Source organism: Streptomyces coryli, from assembly GCF_011044975.1.
In the GTDB taxonomy this organism is placed as follows: Bacteria; Actinomycetota; Actinomycetes; order Streptomycetales; family Streptomycetaceae; genus Streptomyces; species Streptomyces coryli.
On sequence record NZ_JAAKZV010000017.1, the window covers coordinates 18,166 to 32,985 of the forward strand.

The 14,820-nt window shown below is 71.2% G+C and carries 12 protein-coding genes; 5 read left to right on the forward strand and 7 right to left on the reverse strand.

Annotation, left to right across the window (positions count from 1 at the left end; translation table 11 throughout):
* Position 1: 1 nt before the first annotated feature.
* Complete coding sequence (locus G5C51_RS06605) at positions 2-1,549, reverse strand: ABC transporter substrate-binding protein (RefSeq protein ID WP_165233221.1); 1,548 nt, start codon at positions 1,547-1,549, stop codon at positions 2-4.
* A gap of 199 nt (positions 1,550-1,748) precedes the next feature.
* On the opposite strand from G5C51_RS06605, the gene G5C51_RS06610 reads away from it, so the two are divergent.
* Complete coding sequence (locus G5C51_RS06610) at positions 1,749-2,762, forward strand: LacI family DNA-binding transcriptional regulator (RefSeq protein WP_165233224.1); 1,014 nt, start codon at positions 1,749-1,751, stop codon at positions 2,760-2,762.
* Between the two features lie 65 nt (positions 2,763-2,827).
* Positions 2,828-4,234, forward strand: coding sequence for a sulfatase family protein (locus tag G5C51_RS06615; RefSeq protein ID WP_165233227.1), 1,407 nt, complete (start codon positions 2,828-2,830; stop codon positions 4,232-4,234).
* Between the two features lies 1 nt (position 4,235).
* Here the strand turns inward: G5C51_RS06615 and G5C51_RS06620 are convergent, their stop codons facing one another.
* Genes G5C51_RS06620 through G5C51_RS06635 form a run of 4 tightly spaced genes read right to left on the reverse strand, consistent with a single transcriptional unit; the run spans position 4,236 to position 9,405 of the window.
* Positions 4,236-6,257, reverse strand: coding sequence for an aldo/keto reductase (locus G5C51_RS06620; RefSeq protein ID WP_165233230.1), 2,022 nt, complete (start codon positions 6,255-6,257; stop codon positions 4,236-4,238).
* An 18-nt stretch (positions 6,258-6,275) separates the two neighbouring features.
* A complete protein-coding gene (locus tag G5C51_RS06625) occupies positions 6,276-7,058 on the reverse strand; it encodes a carbohydrate ABC transporter permease (RefSeq protein ID WP_165233339.1) in 783 nt (260 codons plus the stop codon).
* Positions 7,059-7,116: 58 nt separating this feature from the next.
* Positions 7,117-8,124, reverse strand: a complete 1,008-nt coding sequence (locus G5C51_RS06630) for a carbohydrate ABC transporter permease (RefSeq protein WP_165233233.1) — start codon at positions 8,122-8,124, stop codon at positions 7,117-7,119.
* On the reverse strand, positions 8,125-9,405 hold the full coding sequence (locus G5C51_RS06635) for an extracellular solute-binding protein (RefSeq protein WP_206313521.1): 1,281 nt from the start codon (positions 9,403-9,405) through the stop codon (positions 8,125-8,127). It lies immediately after the preceding gene.
* Positions 9,406-9,642: 237 nt separating this feature from the next.
* On the opposite strand from G5C51_RS06635, the gene G5C51_RS06640 reads away from it, so the two are divergent.
* Together G5C51_RS06640 and G5C51_RS06645 are read left to right on the forward strand one after the other, a co-directional pair.
* Entirely contained in the window at positions 9,643-10,665 is a 1,023-nt protein-coding gene (locus tag G5C51_RS06640; protein WP_165233239.1) for a LacI family DNA-binding transcriptional regulator, read from the forward strand.
* An 81-nt stretch (positions 10,666-10,746) separates the two neighbouring features.
* Complete coding sequence (locus G5C51_RS06645) at positions 10,747-11,382, forward strand: TetR/AcrR family transcriptional regulator (RefSeq protein WP_165233242.1); 636 nt, start codon at positions 10,747-10,749, stop codon at positions 11,380-11,382.
* Here the strand turns inward: G5C51_RS06645 and G5C51_RS06650 are convergent.
* Positions 11,343-12,224, reverse strand: coding sequence for a 2-dehydropantoate 2-reductase (locus G5C51_RS06650; protein ID WP_206313522.1), 882 nt, complete (start codon positions 12,222-12,224; stop codon positions 11,343-11,345). The two genes, G5C51_RS06645 and G5C51_RS06650, sit on opposite strands and share 40 nt — an antisense overlap.
* Before the next feature lie 148 nt (positions 12,225-12,372).
* Between G5C51_RS06650 and G5C51_RS06655 the strand changes: the two genes are divergently transcribed.
* Complete coding sequence (locus tag G5C51_RS06655; protein WP_165233248.1) at positions 12,373-13,590, forward strand: DUF6777 domain-containing protein; 1,218 nt, start codon at positions 12,373-12,375, stop codon at positions 13,588-13,590.
* Between the two features lie 18 nt (positions 13,591-13,608).
* Here the strand turns inward: G5C51_RS06655 and G5C51_RS06660 are convergent, their stop codons facing one another.
* Complete coding sequence (locus G5C51_RS06660) at positions 13,609-14,766, reverse strand: alpha/beta fold hydrolase (protein ID WP_165233252.1); 1,158 nt, start codon at positions 14,764-14,766, stop codon at positions 13,609-13,611.
* Positions 14,767-14,820: the final 54 nt, after the last annotated feature.

The following is a 14,820-nucleotide window of genomic DNA, read 5'->3' on the forward strand; positions in this document are numbered from 1 at the left end:
ATCAGCCCTCCGCCAGGTAGGCGTCGTCCAGGATCAGGTCGTTGAACATGTTGTAGCGGTAGCCCTTCAGGGACCTGCTGACGGAGTACGTCATCGAGCTGCTGACCAGGTCGATGACGAACTGCTGGTCCAGGAGGAAGTCGGTGACCTCGCCGTAGACCGCCGCGGCCGCCTTCTCGTCGGTGGCCTTCCAGGCGCGCTGGGCGAGCCGGCGGTAGCGGGCGTCGGTGAAATTGGAGGCGTTCTTCTGGGCGTTGAAGGGATAGGCGCCGTTGAGCAGGGTGGCCGGGTTGAGCTGGCCGAAGCCGTGGCCGCCGATCCACAGACCTGGAAAGGAGGCGGTGTTCAGCCGCTGCTGGAACTCGGCCGGCTGCAGCGGCTCGATGCGGGTGTCGAGGCCGATCTCGCGCAGCCCGTCCTGGACGATCTCGGCGATGGAGCGGGGGCCGCCGGGCTCGTTGCCGTTGATGGTGAGCTGCAGCCGGGCGCCACGTGCCCCCGCGTCGGCGATGAGCTCGCGGGCGCGGTCGAGATCGCGGTGGTAGTGCCCGGCGGCCTCGCGGTCGTACGCGGGTGAGGTGGGCGTCCAGGGGACGGAGGTGATGACGCCGACGCCGGCCATGCCCATGTCCCGGATCCGCTCGCGGTCGACGGACCAGGCGATGGCCTGCCGGACCCGCTTGTCGTCGAGCGGCTGCCGCTTGACGTTGCAGCCGATGTACTGGCCGTTGTCGCGGGTGTCGACCTCGACCAGACGAAGGCGGTCGTCGGCCTGGACGTTGCGGCCGTTGCTGGGGTTGAGCGCGTAACCGACGTGGGTCTGGCCGCTCTGCAGGGAGGCGACGATGGCCTGCTGCTGGGTGATGATGCGCAGCTCGACGTCGTCGAGATACGGGCGTCCCGGCTGCCAGTAGCGGGGGTTGCGGGTGAAGCGGACGGCGACGCCCGGGTCGTAGCCGGCGAAGCGGAAGGCGCCGGTGCCGTTGAGCTCCTTGCCCGCTTCCAGATCGGGTATCGACTCGTGGTCGAAGATCAGCATGATCTCGCACAGGTCGAAGAAGTTGCTGATGCCGTGGGCGAGGCGGAGGGTGATCTCGTTACGGCCGGTGACCTCGGCGTCCTTGATGGCGGAGGCGGCGGAGGCGAGCTGGCCCGGTACGCCCTTCTTGCTCGCCTGATAGGCGATGTTCTCGGCGACGTCCTTCGGTCCGAAGGGCCGGCCCGAGTGGAAGCGGACGTCGTCGCGCAGCCGGAGCACGACCGTGCGGCCGCCGTCGGTGACCTGCCAGTCGGTGGCCAGCTGGGGGCGGGGGCGCAGGGTCTTGTGGTCGTATTCGGTGAGGGTGTTGAAGACCAGGCGGGGCCAGGAGATGTTCGGGGTGTTCTGCTGCCGCAGGGTCGGCAGGTTGAGGTCGCCGACCTGCGCCATCTTCAGACTGCCGCCGCGTCTGCGGCCGCCGTCGCCGCGGCCGACCTGCTGGGCGACGGGAGTGCATCCGGCCACGGCAGCGGCTGCCGCACCCAGGAGCAGACGTCGCGACGGCTGCATGGGACCCTCCTCCACCTTGGCGTGAACGAGCACCACACACCAAAGCAGCGGCCGGAATGGGAGGCAATACCTGTGAAGGTAATCGATTAACCTTGCCCGTCAATCGCGTCTGGAACAGCAGGGTTTGTGCTGCTATGAGCCCGCCCATCCCTTGACGGCGGCCGACGCAGTCGGTTAAACGAATAAGGTGCAGCAGCCGATGAAGCGTGTTCGCCCCACGGCCCGTGATGTCGCGGAGCTCGCCGGGGTCTCCGTCGCCACCGTCTCGCATGTCGTCAACGGCCGTGGCGGCCGTTTCGGCGCGGACACCCGCGACCGGGTTCTGGCCGCCGTCAGCGAGCTCGGCTACGCCCCCAACAGCTCCGCCCGCGGCCTGCGCAGACAGCGCACCGACCAGGTCGCGCTGCTCGTCGGCTCCATCGGCGTCCCCGCCAACGACCGCCTCACCGCGCAGCTCCACGAGGCCGCCGACGCCGCCGGATACGGCGTCCTGACGCTGCTCGTGGACTCCGAGCTGCGCGCCCGGCACGCCCTGGACCTGCTGCACCGCGGCATCGCGGACGGCGCCGTGATCTCCGACCCGTATCACTGCCTGGACGACGACCGGCTGGCCTCGCTCGCCCACCACCTGTCCATGGTGGTCATGGACAACACCGTGGCCCCCGATGGCTTCGACGTGCTGCGCATGCGCGAGCTGGCGGCCTGCGCGGAAGGGCTCGACCAGCTCATCGGCGGCCGCCGGCGGCGGGTCGCGTTCATCGGGCACCACTCCGACCTGCTCGACACCGGCCGCCCGTCCGAGCGTTACACCGCCTACACCCAGGCGCTCGAACGGCACGGTCTGGAGCGGGACGAGCGGCTCGTCGTGTCCGGCGCCGACGACCGTTCGCTGAGCTACTGGGCGATGACCGGCCTGCTGCAGCTGGCCGACCCGCCGGACGCGGTGTTCTGCGCCTCCGACCGGGCCGCGGTGTCGGCGATCTGGGCGATACGGGACGCTGGCATGTCGGTGCCCTCTGACGTCGCGGTGCTCGGGGCCGGGAACATCAAGGAGGGCCTGATCACCCGCCCCGCGCTCTCCACGGTCGGCCTGCCGCACCTCGACTTCGGCGAGGTGGTGCGGCTGCTCTTCGAGCGGCTGGCGGCGCTGGAGCCGCTGCCCGGCCGCGAGGTCGTGAAGGAGTGGGCCTTCATCCCCCGAGGTTCTACGTAACACCCGTCGCGCTACACCCGCCGCGGTCCCGCGCACAGCACCGTAAGCAACCGAAAGGACACCGCATGCCGTCCAGGCGCCCCAATGTCATCGTCGTCTTCACCGACCAGCAGCGCTGGGACACGACGGGGGCGCACGGCAATCCGCTCGGCCTGACGCCCGAGTTCGACCGGATGGCGCGCACCGGCACGCACGCGGTGCAGGCCTGCACGCCGCAGCCGGTGTGCGCGCCGGCCCGGGCGGCGCTGCAGACGGGGCAGTACCCGACGACCAACGGCGTCTTCCGCAACGGCCTCACGCTCGCCGAGGACGCCCGCACCCTCGCCCACCACTTCGGGGACGCGGGCTATACCACCGGCTACATCGGCAAGTGGCACCTCGCGGACGACGATCCGGTCCCGGCCCACCAGCGCGGCGGCTACGACCACTGGCTGGGCGCGAACACCCTCGAGTTCACCTCGGAGGCGTACAAGACGGTGATGTACGACGAGGACGGCGAGCCGGTGCGGCTGCCCGGCTACAGGGCCGATGCGATCTTCGACGCGGCGATACGCTTCGCCGCCGACCACCACGAGGAGCCGTTCTACCTCTTCTGCTCGCTGATCGAGCCGCACCACCAGAACGAGGTCGACTCCTACCCGGCCCCGGACGGCTACGCCGAGCGCTACCAGGGCCGCTGGATGCCCGCGGACCTGGCCGCGCTGTCGGCGGACCCCGCCAACTCCAGCACCGCGCACCGCCACATGGGCGGCTACCTCGGCCAGATCCGCCGCGTCGACGAGGGCCTGGGCCGGCTGCTGGACGCGCTGCGCAGCATGGACCTCCTCGACGACACGATCGTGGCCTTCACCTCCGACCACGGCAGCCACTTCAAGACCCGCAACTCCGAGTACAAGCGCTCCTGCCACGACGGCTCGGTGCGGGTGCCGCTCGCCGTGCGCGGCCCGGGCTTCGAAGGCGGCCGCGCGATCGATACGCCGGTCTCGACCGTCGATCTGCCGCCGACGCTGCTGGACGCCGCCGGTCTCGGGGTGCCGGCGGAGATGCAGGGCCGCTCCTTCCTGCCGCTGGTCCGCGACCCGGGTGCGCAGTGGCCGGACGATGTGCTGATCCAGGTGAGCGAGTCGGAGTGCGGGCGGGCGCTGCGGACGTCGCGGTGGAAGTACTACGTGAGCGCGCCGGACGCCGATGCCTGGGAGCAGCCCGCGGCCGCGGAATACCGGGAGGCGGCGCTGTACGACCTGGCGCACGATCCGTACGAGCTGGACAACCTCGCCGGACTCGTCTCCCACCGCGAGCTGGCGGACGGCCTGCGCGACCGCCTCGTCGAGCGGCTGGTCGCGGCCGGCGAGGCGGCGCCGCGGATCGATCCCGCGCCCGTACGGACGCATCCGCAGCGCCGGGTGGACCCCACCGTGCACTCCTTCAAGCTCGACGGGGTCCGCTTCGGGCATCAGCAGCGGGCGCGCTGACTCACTCCTCGCGCAGGTCCAGCCAGGCCACCTCCTGCGGGGTCAGGCGCACGCCCAGGCCCGCCATGGAGGTGCGGGTCTCGGAGACCTGGCGCGGGCCGATCAGCGGGAAGACCGGGTACGGCTGGTGCAGCAGCCAGGCCAGGGCGATGGCCGTCGGGTGGACGCCGTGCTCGCGGGCGAGCTTGCGGGCGCGGGCCAGGCGCTCGAAGTTGGCGTCCGAGTAGAAGCAGCGGACCAGTTCGGCGTCGCTGGTGTCGTCGGGCCGGGCCCGGCCGGTGAAGAAGCCGCGCGCCTGGCTGGACCACGGGAACAGCGCCACGTCCCGCTCCCGCAGCCACTGCTGCGCCTCCGGGTCGCCTACGTGCCGGCAGCCGTCCCAGGGCAGCGCCTGGGCGCGGGCCAGGCTGAGGTGGTTGCTCAGCACGGTGAAGGGCTGCCGGCCGTTGGCGCGCGCCCACTCGTTGGCCTCGTCGAAGCGCTCGGTGCTCCAGTTGGAGCCGCCGTAGACGCCGATCCGGCCGGCGCGGCGGTGCTCGTCGAGGACGTCCACGAACTCCCCCGCCGGGATGTCGGGGTTGTCGCGGTGCATCAGATAGATGTCGACGTGGTCGGTGCCCAGCCGCTCCAGGCTGGTGTGCAGCTGGCGGCTCAGCGATTCCGGGTCGCAGTGCGGGGTGTGCGCGCCCTTGCCGAGCACCACCACGTCGTCGCGTACGCCGCGGGCCCGCATCCAGCGGCCGAGCTGCTCCTCGAGCCGGCCGCTGCCGTAGATGAACGCCGTGTCGAAGGCCGTGCCCCCGCGTTCGAAGAAGTCGTCGAAAACGACCGACGCGTGCACCTGGTCGGTCTGGTTGTCGACGCCGAAGACCAGCCGGGAGATGTCCTTGTCGACACCGGGGATACGGGCGTGGGCCATGCTCGCGTCGGGGCGGCGGGCCAGCGGACGCCCGGACGCGGTGGGCACCGCCGCTTCCGGGGCCTCGCTGTCGTAGCGCTGGCCGATGGCCGCCCGCCAGGCGTCCTGGACGGTCAGGTTGCCGAGCGTGTCGGCCCAGCTCATCGCGGGCGCCTGCCGGTCGGCGAGGTGGGCGGCGACGGTGTCGGCCTCGGCGGCGTAGATGTGCGCCGGCTCGACCTCGATCCGCTGCGGCTCCTCGCCGACCCGGTGCAGGGTCAGCTCGGTGGGCTCGCCGTCGCCGCAGAACCAGGGGTCGGGCACGTCGAGGTAGCCGCGCGAGCCGTAGACCCGGACCCGGTTGGCGTCGGTGAGCCGGACGCCGGTGCTGACCTGGGCGGTCAGGCCGCCGGCGAAGTGCAGCGTGGCCACCGCCCACTCGTCCACGCCGGTCTCGCCGACGGTGCCGGCGCCGGTGGTGCGCTCCGGATCCGCGAACGGTGCCCCGGTGGCGGCGCCGGCCAGCAGCCTGGCCACGGAGACCGGGTAGCCGCCGACGTCGAGGATGCCGCCGCCGGCCAGGACATTGGACAGCACCCGGCTCTCCGGGGCGAAGGCGGTACCGCCGAACGAGAACTGGGCCTGGATGTGCTGCAGTTCCCCGACCGCGCCGTCGCGCACCAGCTGCGCCAGCCGGGCGGTCTGCGGGGTGCAGCGGTACATGTACGCCTCCATCAGGAAGACGTCGCTGCGCACGGCCGCCTCGATGACGGCGGTCGCCCAGGCGCGGTTGATCGCCAGGGGCTTCTCGACGAGCAGATGCTTGCCGGTCTCGGCGGCCCGTATCGCCCACTCGACGTGCTGCGGGTGCGGCGTGGCGATGTAGAGCGCGTCCACGGTGTCGTCGTCGAGGAGTTCCTGGTACGAGCCGTGCGCGCGCGGTGCGCCGAAGCGGGTCGCGAACGCCTGGGCGGAGTCGGGGGTGCGGCTGCCGACGGCGGCCAGGGTGCCGGTGCGGGAGTGCGGGAGCTGGCCGGCGAAACGGGCGGCGATGTTGCCGGTGCCCAGAATCCCCCAGGCGACCTGGTCGGCCGCCGGGGGGTTCGGGTCGGTGCTGTCAGGCATGCAGCGTGAACCTCTCTGTCAGAACTTCATGGCGCCTGCGGCCAGGTTGGCGATGAAGTGGCGGGCGCCGATCAGGAAGACGCCGATCAGCGGGATCACCGACATGAGCGCGCCGGCGATCACCATCGACTGGTCGGTGGTGTAGATGCCGTTCAGCTGTTGCACGGCCACCTGGAGCGGGAGCTTGCCGGGGTCGGTCATCACGATCAGCGGCCACAGGTAGTCGTTCCAGATGGTGAAGAAGGTAAAAATGCCGAGGAACGCGAGCCCGGGGCGGAGCACCGGTAGGCCGACCGTCCACCACTGGCGGAAGAAGCCGGCGCCGTCGACCTTCGCCGCGTGGATGAGCTCGTCGGCGATGGCGCCCTTGGCGTACTGCCGCATCCAGAAGATGCCGAAGGCGTTCGCCGCGCCCGGCAGGATCAGCGCCTTCAACGATCCCACCCAGCCGAGCCAGGCCAGGGTGACGAACTGCGGCACCAGCGCCAGCTGCATCGGGATCATGAAGGTGGCGAGCACGATGGCGAACAGCACGTTGCGCGCGGGGAAGTCGTACTTGGCGAAGGCGAAGGCCGCCAGGGAGTCGATGAGCAGGACCAGGATCGTGGTGCCGGTGGCGGCCACGATGGTCAGGGCCATCGAGCCCCAGAAGTCGGTCTTGTCCAGGACCTTGCTCATGTTCTCCCACAGGTGGGAGCCGGGGACGAGCTTGGGCGGGTAGCTGAAGATGTCCGCCGTGGTGTTCGAGGCCATCACGAACATCCAGTAGAACGGGAAGACGGTGATCACCACGCCGAGCATGAGCACGGTGTGGCCGAGCACCAGGCGGACTCTGGACGCTCGGACTCGAAAAGAGGTGTCAGCGCGCACGTCGCTTCCCCTTCCGCTTGTCGGCGGCGAGCTCGTCGCGGCCGCCGATCAGCCGCCAGTTGATGACGGAGAACACGGCGATCAGGATGAACAGCGCCCAGCCGATGGCGGCGCCGTAGCCGAACCGGTTGAAGATGAACGCCTGTTGATAGAGGTAGAGCACGATGGTGGTCGCCTCGCCGCCCGGGCCGCCGACGTTGCCGGCGGCGTCGGGGAAGAGCACCTGCGGCTCGGTGAACAGCTGCAGTCCGCCGATGGTGGAGGTGATCGCCACGAAGAGGATCACCGGCCGGAGCATCGGGATGGTGATGCGGAAGAAGGTCTGCCGGTTGTTGGCGCCGTCGACCCTCGCCGCCTCGTAGATGTCGCTGGAGATCGCCTGCAGCCCGGCGAGGCAGATGATGGCGTTGTAGCCGACCCACCGCCAGGTGGTGATGGCCGCGACGGCGACCTTCATCGCCCACGGGTCGGAGAGCCAGCCGACCTCACCCGCGCTGATCGCCCGCAGCATGTTGTTCAGCAGACCTGAGCTGTTGCTGAAGACCGAGCCGAGGACGAGGGTCATCGCCACGATCGAGGTGATGTTGGGCATGAAGTAGGCCACCCGGTAGAAGGCCTTGAAGCGCACCGTGGTGTGCAGCGCGTAGGCGATCACCAGGGCCAGGAAGATCATGGGGACGGTGGACAGCACCCAGATGATCAGCGTGTTGGTAATCGACTGCCAGAAGTCGCCGTCGGTGAGGAGGTAGGCGTAGTTCTCCCAGCCGACGCCCTTCATGTCCCCGATGCCGTCCCAGGACATGAAGGACAGGTAGATGGAGTAGCCGACCGGGAAGACGCCGAAGACGGCGAAGAGGAAGAAGAAGGGTGAGACAGCGGCGTACATCGGCCAGTAGCGGCGCCACCCCGGCAGCGGCCGGGATCCGTCCAGCTCCTTGCCTGCGGTGGCGCGGCGCCGTTCGCCCGCGCTCCCCTGCACGGATTCGGTGACGGCCATTCAGATCGCCCCCTCGCGGGTGAGTTCGCGCTCGGCCTTGTCCTGCACGTCCTTCCAGGCCCGGGCGACGCTCTTGCCGGCCTCCAGGCTGGCCATCCCCGCGAAGAACACCGTGTGCAGCATCCGGTCGTACGGGCTGATGAAGGCGGTCTTGACCTGCTCGGCCGACTTCCCGAACACATCGACCGTGCGCTGTCCCCCGTAGAAGGGCGCCGGCTTGCGCATGGGCGGCAGCTCGAAGGAGCGCGGTGAGGACGGGAAGAGCGACATTTCGTCGTAGGCGCTGCTCTGGTTCTCCGGCGACTGCAGCCAGGTGATGAACTTGTAGGCCGCCTCGGGGTTCTTGGAGTACCTGGTGATCGCGAGGAAGGAGCCGCCGACGTTGGCCGCGCCGCCGGGCGGGGCGGTGACCCGCCACTTCCCCTTGGTCTTCGGCGCGGCGGACTCCGGCGCCAGCTGGCCCCACCAGACCGCGCCGATGGCGGCGGGCTGGCGGCCGCTGGTGATGAGGCCGTACTGGTCAGTGGAGTCCTGCACGACGCCTGCCGACAGGCCGTCCTTGAGCACCCGTTCGCCCAGCTCGAAGACCTCCCGTATCTCGTCGCGGCCGCCGACGTACTCGCCGTCCTCGGTCATGTAGCGGGCGGGCAGCTGGCCCAGCCGGGTCTCCCAGACGTTCTGCAGATGCGGGAAGAGCACCGTGTTCCTACGGGACTTCTGCAGCCGGCGGCCGAAGGCGAGATACGCGTCCCAGTCCGGCACCTGCTCCGCCAGCTCCGCCGGGTCGGTGCTGACGCCGGCGTCCTTCAGCAGGTCGGTGCGGTAGAAGAGCGCGGTGGGACCGGTGTCCATGGGGAAGGCGATCATCTTGCCCTCGGGCGTGACGCACTGCTTCCACTTCCAGTCCAGGTAGCGGTTCTTCAGCTCGGCCGCCCCGAAGTCGTTGAGGTCGACGAACTCGTCCTGGTTGGGAAAGTAGGTGGCCACGTCCCAGTTGATGGCGATGATGTCCGGCACGCTGGACTTGCCCGCGAGCGTGGTCCGCACCTTCGTGTTGTAGTTGCCGCCGATGTTCGTACGGCTCAGGCGCAGCCCTTCGGCACCCGGGATGCCCTTGGTCTCCGCCGCACCGACCAGCTTGTCGCTCACCGACCGGTCCCAGGTCCACAGCGTGATCTCGTCCTTTGCGCCCAGCGAGCGCTGCGAGCCGCACCCCGCGAGACCGAGTCCTCCCGCGGCGGCCGCCCCGGCGCTGAGCGCCAGCAGCCGTCTGCGTGACACAACCATCAGGCATGCACCACCTATCGCGATTTTGCGAAAAATGTTTCGATCAGGCCTGGTGGTGCTGGACCATAGAACTGCCCCAAGAGGCCGTCAATGCATTGCGCGGGCCGTTGACTTGGACCAATGCGCGGCGAGTTGGACTAATGCGGAATGCGCCGCCGGGGCAGTGCTGCCGACATTCTTTTCGACACCGTCAGGCGCTACCCTGCCCCCGGGGAGAAGCAGGGGGGATTCATGCCGTCAGAGCCCAGCCGCGTCACGCTCGCAACGGTCGCCGCATCCGCCGGCGTGTCCGTCCCGACGGTCTCCAAGGTCGTCAACGGGCGGCCGGACGTCTCGCCCGCCACCCGTGCGCGCGTGCAGGAGCTGCTGCGCCGCCACGACTACGGGGGCTATCGCGACGACTTCCGCGGCCACCCCACGATCGAGCTGTTCTTCGGCAAGGGCCGGCTCACAGCGTATTCGGTGGAGGTCATCCAGGGAGTGATCGCCGCCGGCGCCCGCTGCGGCGTCGCCGTCGTCGTCGGCAGCCAGGTGAGCCTCGACCCTTCCCCCGCGCCGGCCGACTGGGCCCACGGGCTCGTATCCGCGGGGCGGCGCGCGGTCGTCGCGATGGCGAACACGCTGACCGTGGAGATGATCGACGCGCTGGGGCGGGTCCGGCTGCCGCTGGTGGTCATTGACCCGCTGAGCCTGACCGAGTCGACGGTGCCGAGCGTCGGGTCCACCAACTTCGCGGGCGGCCACGCCGCCACCCAGCACCTGTTGTCGCTGGGGCACCGCCGGATCGCCTACCTCGGCAGCTACCCGGATGTCGCCTGCAACCTGGCCCGACTGCACGGCTTCCGCAGCGCGATGGAGGCGGCGGGCGTGCCGGTGCCGGCCGAATGCGTCCACCATGCCGGCGAGTTCGGTTACGAGCAGGGGATCAGCGGCGGCGGCACGCTGCTGGACCTGCCGGACCGCCCCACGGCCGTCTTCGCCGCCAGCGACGAGCTGGCCGCCGGGCTCGTCGAGGCAGCCCGCGCGCGCGGGCTGCGGGTGCCCGACGACGTCAGCGTCGCCGGCTTCGACGACACCCAGGTCGCCGAGCGCTGCTCGCCGCCGCTGACGACCGTGCACCAGCCGCTGCAGGAGATGGGGGCGGTCGCCCTGCGGACCGCGCTGCGGCTGGCGTCGGGTGAGGGGATCGACTCCCGGCACGTCGAGCTCGCCACCCGCCTGGTGGTCCGCGCCTCGACCGCCCCCTTGCCCTGAAGCCGCCACCTCCGACGCCGCCGACGCCAAACCGCAGGGCAGCCCACCGCCCCGTGCCACAATGCCCGGCGAGGAGGCTCCATGGCGCATCGACCACCCCCGGCCACGGCGCTGCGCCGGGACAGTGCGCAGACCCGCGAGCGGCTGCTCGACGCCGCCGGCCGGCTGCTCGCCGAGCGCGGCCCCGCCTTTACGCTGCCGGACCTGGCGCGCGCCGCCGAGGTCGCCTCCGCGACCGTGTACCGGCACTTCGCCGACGTACCGGACGTGCACCGCGCGTACTACCACCGCCTGGTCGCCGGGCTGACCGGGGACCTTGCCGCGGCCTCCGCGCGGACGCGCGGGCTGCGCCGGTTCGAGGCGGTGTGCGAGGCGTGGACGGCATGCGCCGTGCGGTGGGGCCGGGCCGCCACGCACATCCGCAGCGCCGAGGGCTTCCTCGAGCGGGTGGAGCGCGGCGAGTCGGGGACGACGGCGCTGTACCGGCAGCTCGCGCCGGTGGTCGCCGAGCTGCTCGCCGACGGCGAGATCCCCGAGCAGGACGAGCGCTATGCCGTACTGATGTGGGTCACGGTCTTCGACGAGCGGGTCATGGTCGACCTGACCCGGACGCTCGGCTGGTCCGCCCGCCGCATCGCCCGGGAGCTGTCGGCGTCGCTGCTCGGCGCGCTGGGACGTCAGGGGGATGCGGGCTCGAGGGCGCCGAGGAGGGCGTAGACGGCCTGCGTTACGGGCGTCGGTATGCCGTGCCGGCGGCCGAGGCGGGTCACGGTGCCGCTGATGTACTCGTGCTCCAGCGGCCGCATCGCGAGCCGGTCGGAGAGCATCGAGGTGCCCGCCTGGTCCGGGTAGTTTCCGTAGAACTCCAGGGTGGCGCCCACGTCCTCGGGCCCGACCTTCGCGCCCTCCGCGGCGCCGACCGCGACGGCCTCGGCGAGCAGGGCCGCCGCCACCTCCCGCACCTCGGGCTCCTTGAGCACCCCGAGGCGGCGGCCGGTGAGGGCGGTGACCGGGTTGGCGGCGGCGTTGCTCAGCAGCTTGCGCCAGGCGGCGGTGGTGAAGTCGGCCTCCTCGGTCACCTCGAGCCACGTGGCGGCGAGCAGTCCGGCCAGCGCACGGGCCTCTGGGCCGGCGGGCAGCACCAGGCCCTTGCCACCACGGTGCAGGACACGCCCCGGGGCGAGCCGCTCCGCGTTGACGTAGACGAGGGCGGGCACGACGCGGGCCGCAGGCACCAGGGGCTGCACCCGTTCGCGGTGGCCGACTCCGTTCTGCGCGGCGACCACGACGGTGCCGGGTCCGCAGAGCGCCGCCAGCCACGGCCGCGCGCTCTCGGTGTCCTGCACCTTCGTGGTGAGCAGCACCCAGTCGACCGGCCGCACCTCCCCCGGGTCCGCGGTCACCCGCACGGACAGCGGCCGCTCGGCGCCGAAGGCGTCGAGGACCAGACCGTCGACCGGCGTGCGGACGCACACCACGACGTCCGCGCCGGCCTCCTCCGCCGCCGCCCCGAACACGGTGCCGATCGCACCGGCACCAATGATCGCGACGGTGGGCACGGGACCTCCAGGCATCACTTGAGAAGATCTTCTCAGCTCTTGAGCTTAACAGCGCGACGCCGATGGGCGTGCAGAAGTTGCGGATTGGCCGCACTCGAAAGGGAGAATTGCGGCATAAGCCGTCAATCCCGCTCGGGAGGTAGCCCCCGTGGCACACATAGTCAGGGCCACGGCCGTGGCCCTCATGGTCACGTTCTCGTCGTCCGCCTGCGCCATGGACGTCATCAGCGGTGGCGAAGCACAGGCCGACACGGATCCCGCGGAGGCGCTCTACCTGCAGAAGGTCGCGGACGACGGCCCGGATCCGTTCACCGGATCGACGGCGAACGAGACGCCGCAGGAGGCGACGACCCCGACGCACCCGAGCGGCCGGCGGATCTACGCCGGGAACACGGCGGGCCTCTACGGCGGGACGCAGGACAAGGCCAGCTGCGATGTGAACAAGCAGATCGAGTTCCTCGCCGCCCACCGCGACAAGCAGGAGGCCTTCGCGAAGGTGCTCGGCCTCTCCGCGGCCGATGTGCCCGGCTATCTGCAGTCGCTGACGTCGGTCGTCGTACGGGCCGACACCCGGGTCACCAACCACGGCTTCAAGGACGGCGCTTCGACCCGCTTCTCGTCGGTGCTGCAGGCGGGTACGGCGGTGCTCGTCGACTCCAGAGGCGTGCCCCGCGTGCGCTGCGCCTGCGGCAATCCGCTGACCCGGAGCACGTCGCTGAAGAACAAGGCGGACTACCGCGGCACCCCGTGGAAGGGCTTCCGCGCCGACCGTACGGTCATCATCACCCCCGCGCCGCAGCCGATCGTGAACATCGTCATCGTCGACGTCACGAACAACATCTGGATCGAGCGCCCGGTGGACGACGACGACCAGGAGGACGAGGTGCTGCCCGATCCCCCGCCGGACCCGTACGACCCGGATGAGTCGGAGAGCCCGGACCCTGATGAGTCGGACAGCCCGGACCCGGACGAGTCCGACAGCCCCGACCCGGACGAGTCGGAGAGCGAGGACTCCCCGAGCCCGGACTCGCCGTCCCCGTCGGAGCCGACACCCTCGGAACCGACACCCTCGCCCTCAGAGCCCACGCCCCCCGAGGAGACGGACGCCCCGGACGACACCGGTGCGCCGGAAGAGCCGGACGCCCCCGACGACACGGACGCGCCGCCGGAGGCGCCGCCCGGCGAGGGCCAGACGGAAGAGCTCCCGCCCGAGGAGGCACCGACCGACCAGCCGCCCGGCGACGTACCGCCCGGGGACATCCCGAGTGACGACGTCGTCCCGCCAGGGCCCGGCGGCGACATGGGCGGCGACCCCGGGATGGGCGAGGCGCCCGAGCCGGCGGGCGGCGGCGACTGGGGCGGCTGAGCCGCACCCCCGCCGACGTCAGGCCTGGCGTACGGCCAGCGCGTCGACCTCTACCAGCAGGTCGGGGCGGATCAGCCCGGCGACCTGAACCGCGGTGCTCGCGGGCGGGTTGGCCGTGTCCACGTGCGCGTCGCGCGCCTCGCGGAGGGCGGGGAGCTGGTCGGTGTCGGTCACGTAGAAGCCGATCTTGACGACGTCGGCGAAGGTCAGGCCCTGCGAGGCCAGGGCCTTGGCGATGTTGCGGAAGACCTGCTGAGCCTGCGCCACCGGGTCGCCGGGGCCGACCAGTTCGCCGTCCGCGTCGAGGGCGATCTGCCCGGAGATGGCGACGAGTTCGCCGCGGACCGGCACCGCGTGCCGGTAGCCGTTCACCGGCGGCAGCGTGACGCGGGCCAGGAAGGCGCCGAGGGCGGCGTTGAAGTCCACGGGGCGTTCCAGGTTGGGCATGTGGGCGGCGCCCTCGATGATGTGCAGCGTGGCGTCGGGCGCCAGCTCGTGCATCAGCTCGGCGTCGGGGACCGGGGTGTACGGGTCGTCGGCGCCGGTCACGACGAGCACGGGGACGCGCAGGTCGCGCAGCGTGTCGCAGTAGTCGGGGCGGCCGGCGCGGGCGCGGTGGGCGAGGGCCGCGCCCTCGGCGGGCGCGCCGTGCATCATCCGGCGGACGTGGGCGGCGACGTCGGGCAGCGCCTCGATGTTGTACGGGGCGACCATCTTGTCGAGCACTTCGTCCGACCACGGCGCCATGCCCTCGGCGAGCAGCCGGTCCGCCATCGCGTGGCGCCGCTTCACGCCCTCCTCGGTCTCGGCCGTCGGGAAGGTGTCGGCGAGCAGCACGCCCCGCACCCGCTCCGGGAAGAGCCGGCAGAAGTCCATGACGATCTGCCCGCCCATCGACAGGCCGCCGATCACGACGCGCTCGAGGCCCAGGTGGTCCAGGAGCGCCGCCAGGTCGCGGGCGAAGTCGGAGAAGTCGGCGGCGCCCGCCGATCCGCTCGTTTCGCCGAAGCCGCGCAGGTCCGGGGTGATCACGCGGTATCCCTGTGCGGCGAATTCCGCGGCCTGCGGGGCCCACATGGACCGGTCGAAGGGGTGGCCGTGGACGAGGAGGAGCGCGTCGCCCGTGCCCTCGTCGTCGTAGGCGATGGATATGCCGTTCACCAGTGCAGTTGCCATGGTCAGAGCCTAAGCGGCCGCTGCTCGGCGGCCGACGGGATTTCGGGCAGTGGG

What these genes read in the sequence shown, in the direction of transcription:
- G5C51_RS06615 (WP_165233227.1), top strand. Translation starts at nt 2,828, where the DNA reads ATGCCGTCCAGGCGCCCCAATGTCATCGTCGTCTTCACCGACCAGCAG.
- G5C51_RS06610 (WP_165233224.1), top strand. Translation starts at nt 1,749, where the DNA reads ATGAAGCGTGTTCGCCCCACGGCCCGTGATGTCGCGGAGCTCGCCGGG.
- G5C51_RS06640 (WP_165233239.1), top strand. Translation starts at nt 9,643, where the DNA reads ATGCCGTCAGAGCCCAGCCGCGTCACGCTCGCAACGGTCGCCGCATCC.
- G5C51_RS06605 (WP_165233221.1), bottom strand. Translation starts at nt 1,549, where the DNA reads ATGCAGCCGTCGCGACGTCTGCTCCTGGGTGCGGCAGCCGCTGCCGTG.
- G5C51_RS06630 (WP_165233233.1), bottom strand. Translation starts at nt 8,124, where the DNA reads ATGGCCGTCACCGAATCCGTGCAGGGGAGCGCGGGCGAACGGCGCCGC.
- G5C51_RS06625 (WP_165233339.1), bottom strand. Translation starts at nt 7,058, where the DNA reads ATGCTCGGCGTGGTGATCACCGTCTTCCCGTTCTACTGGATGTTCGTG.
- G5C51_RS06620 (WP_165233230.1), bottom strand. Translation starts at nt 6,257, where the DNA reads ATGCCTGACAGCACCGACCCGAACCCCCCGGCGGCCGACCAGGTCGCC.
- G5C51_RS06645 (WP_165233242.1), top strand. Translation starts at nt 10,747, where the DNA reads ATGGCGCATCGACCACCCCCGGCCACGGCGCTGCGCCGGGACAGTGCG.
- G5C51_RS06660 (WP_165233252.1), bottom strand. Translation starts at nt 14,766, where the DNA reads ATGGCAACTGCACTGGTGAACGGCATATCCATCGCCTACGACGACGAG.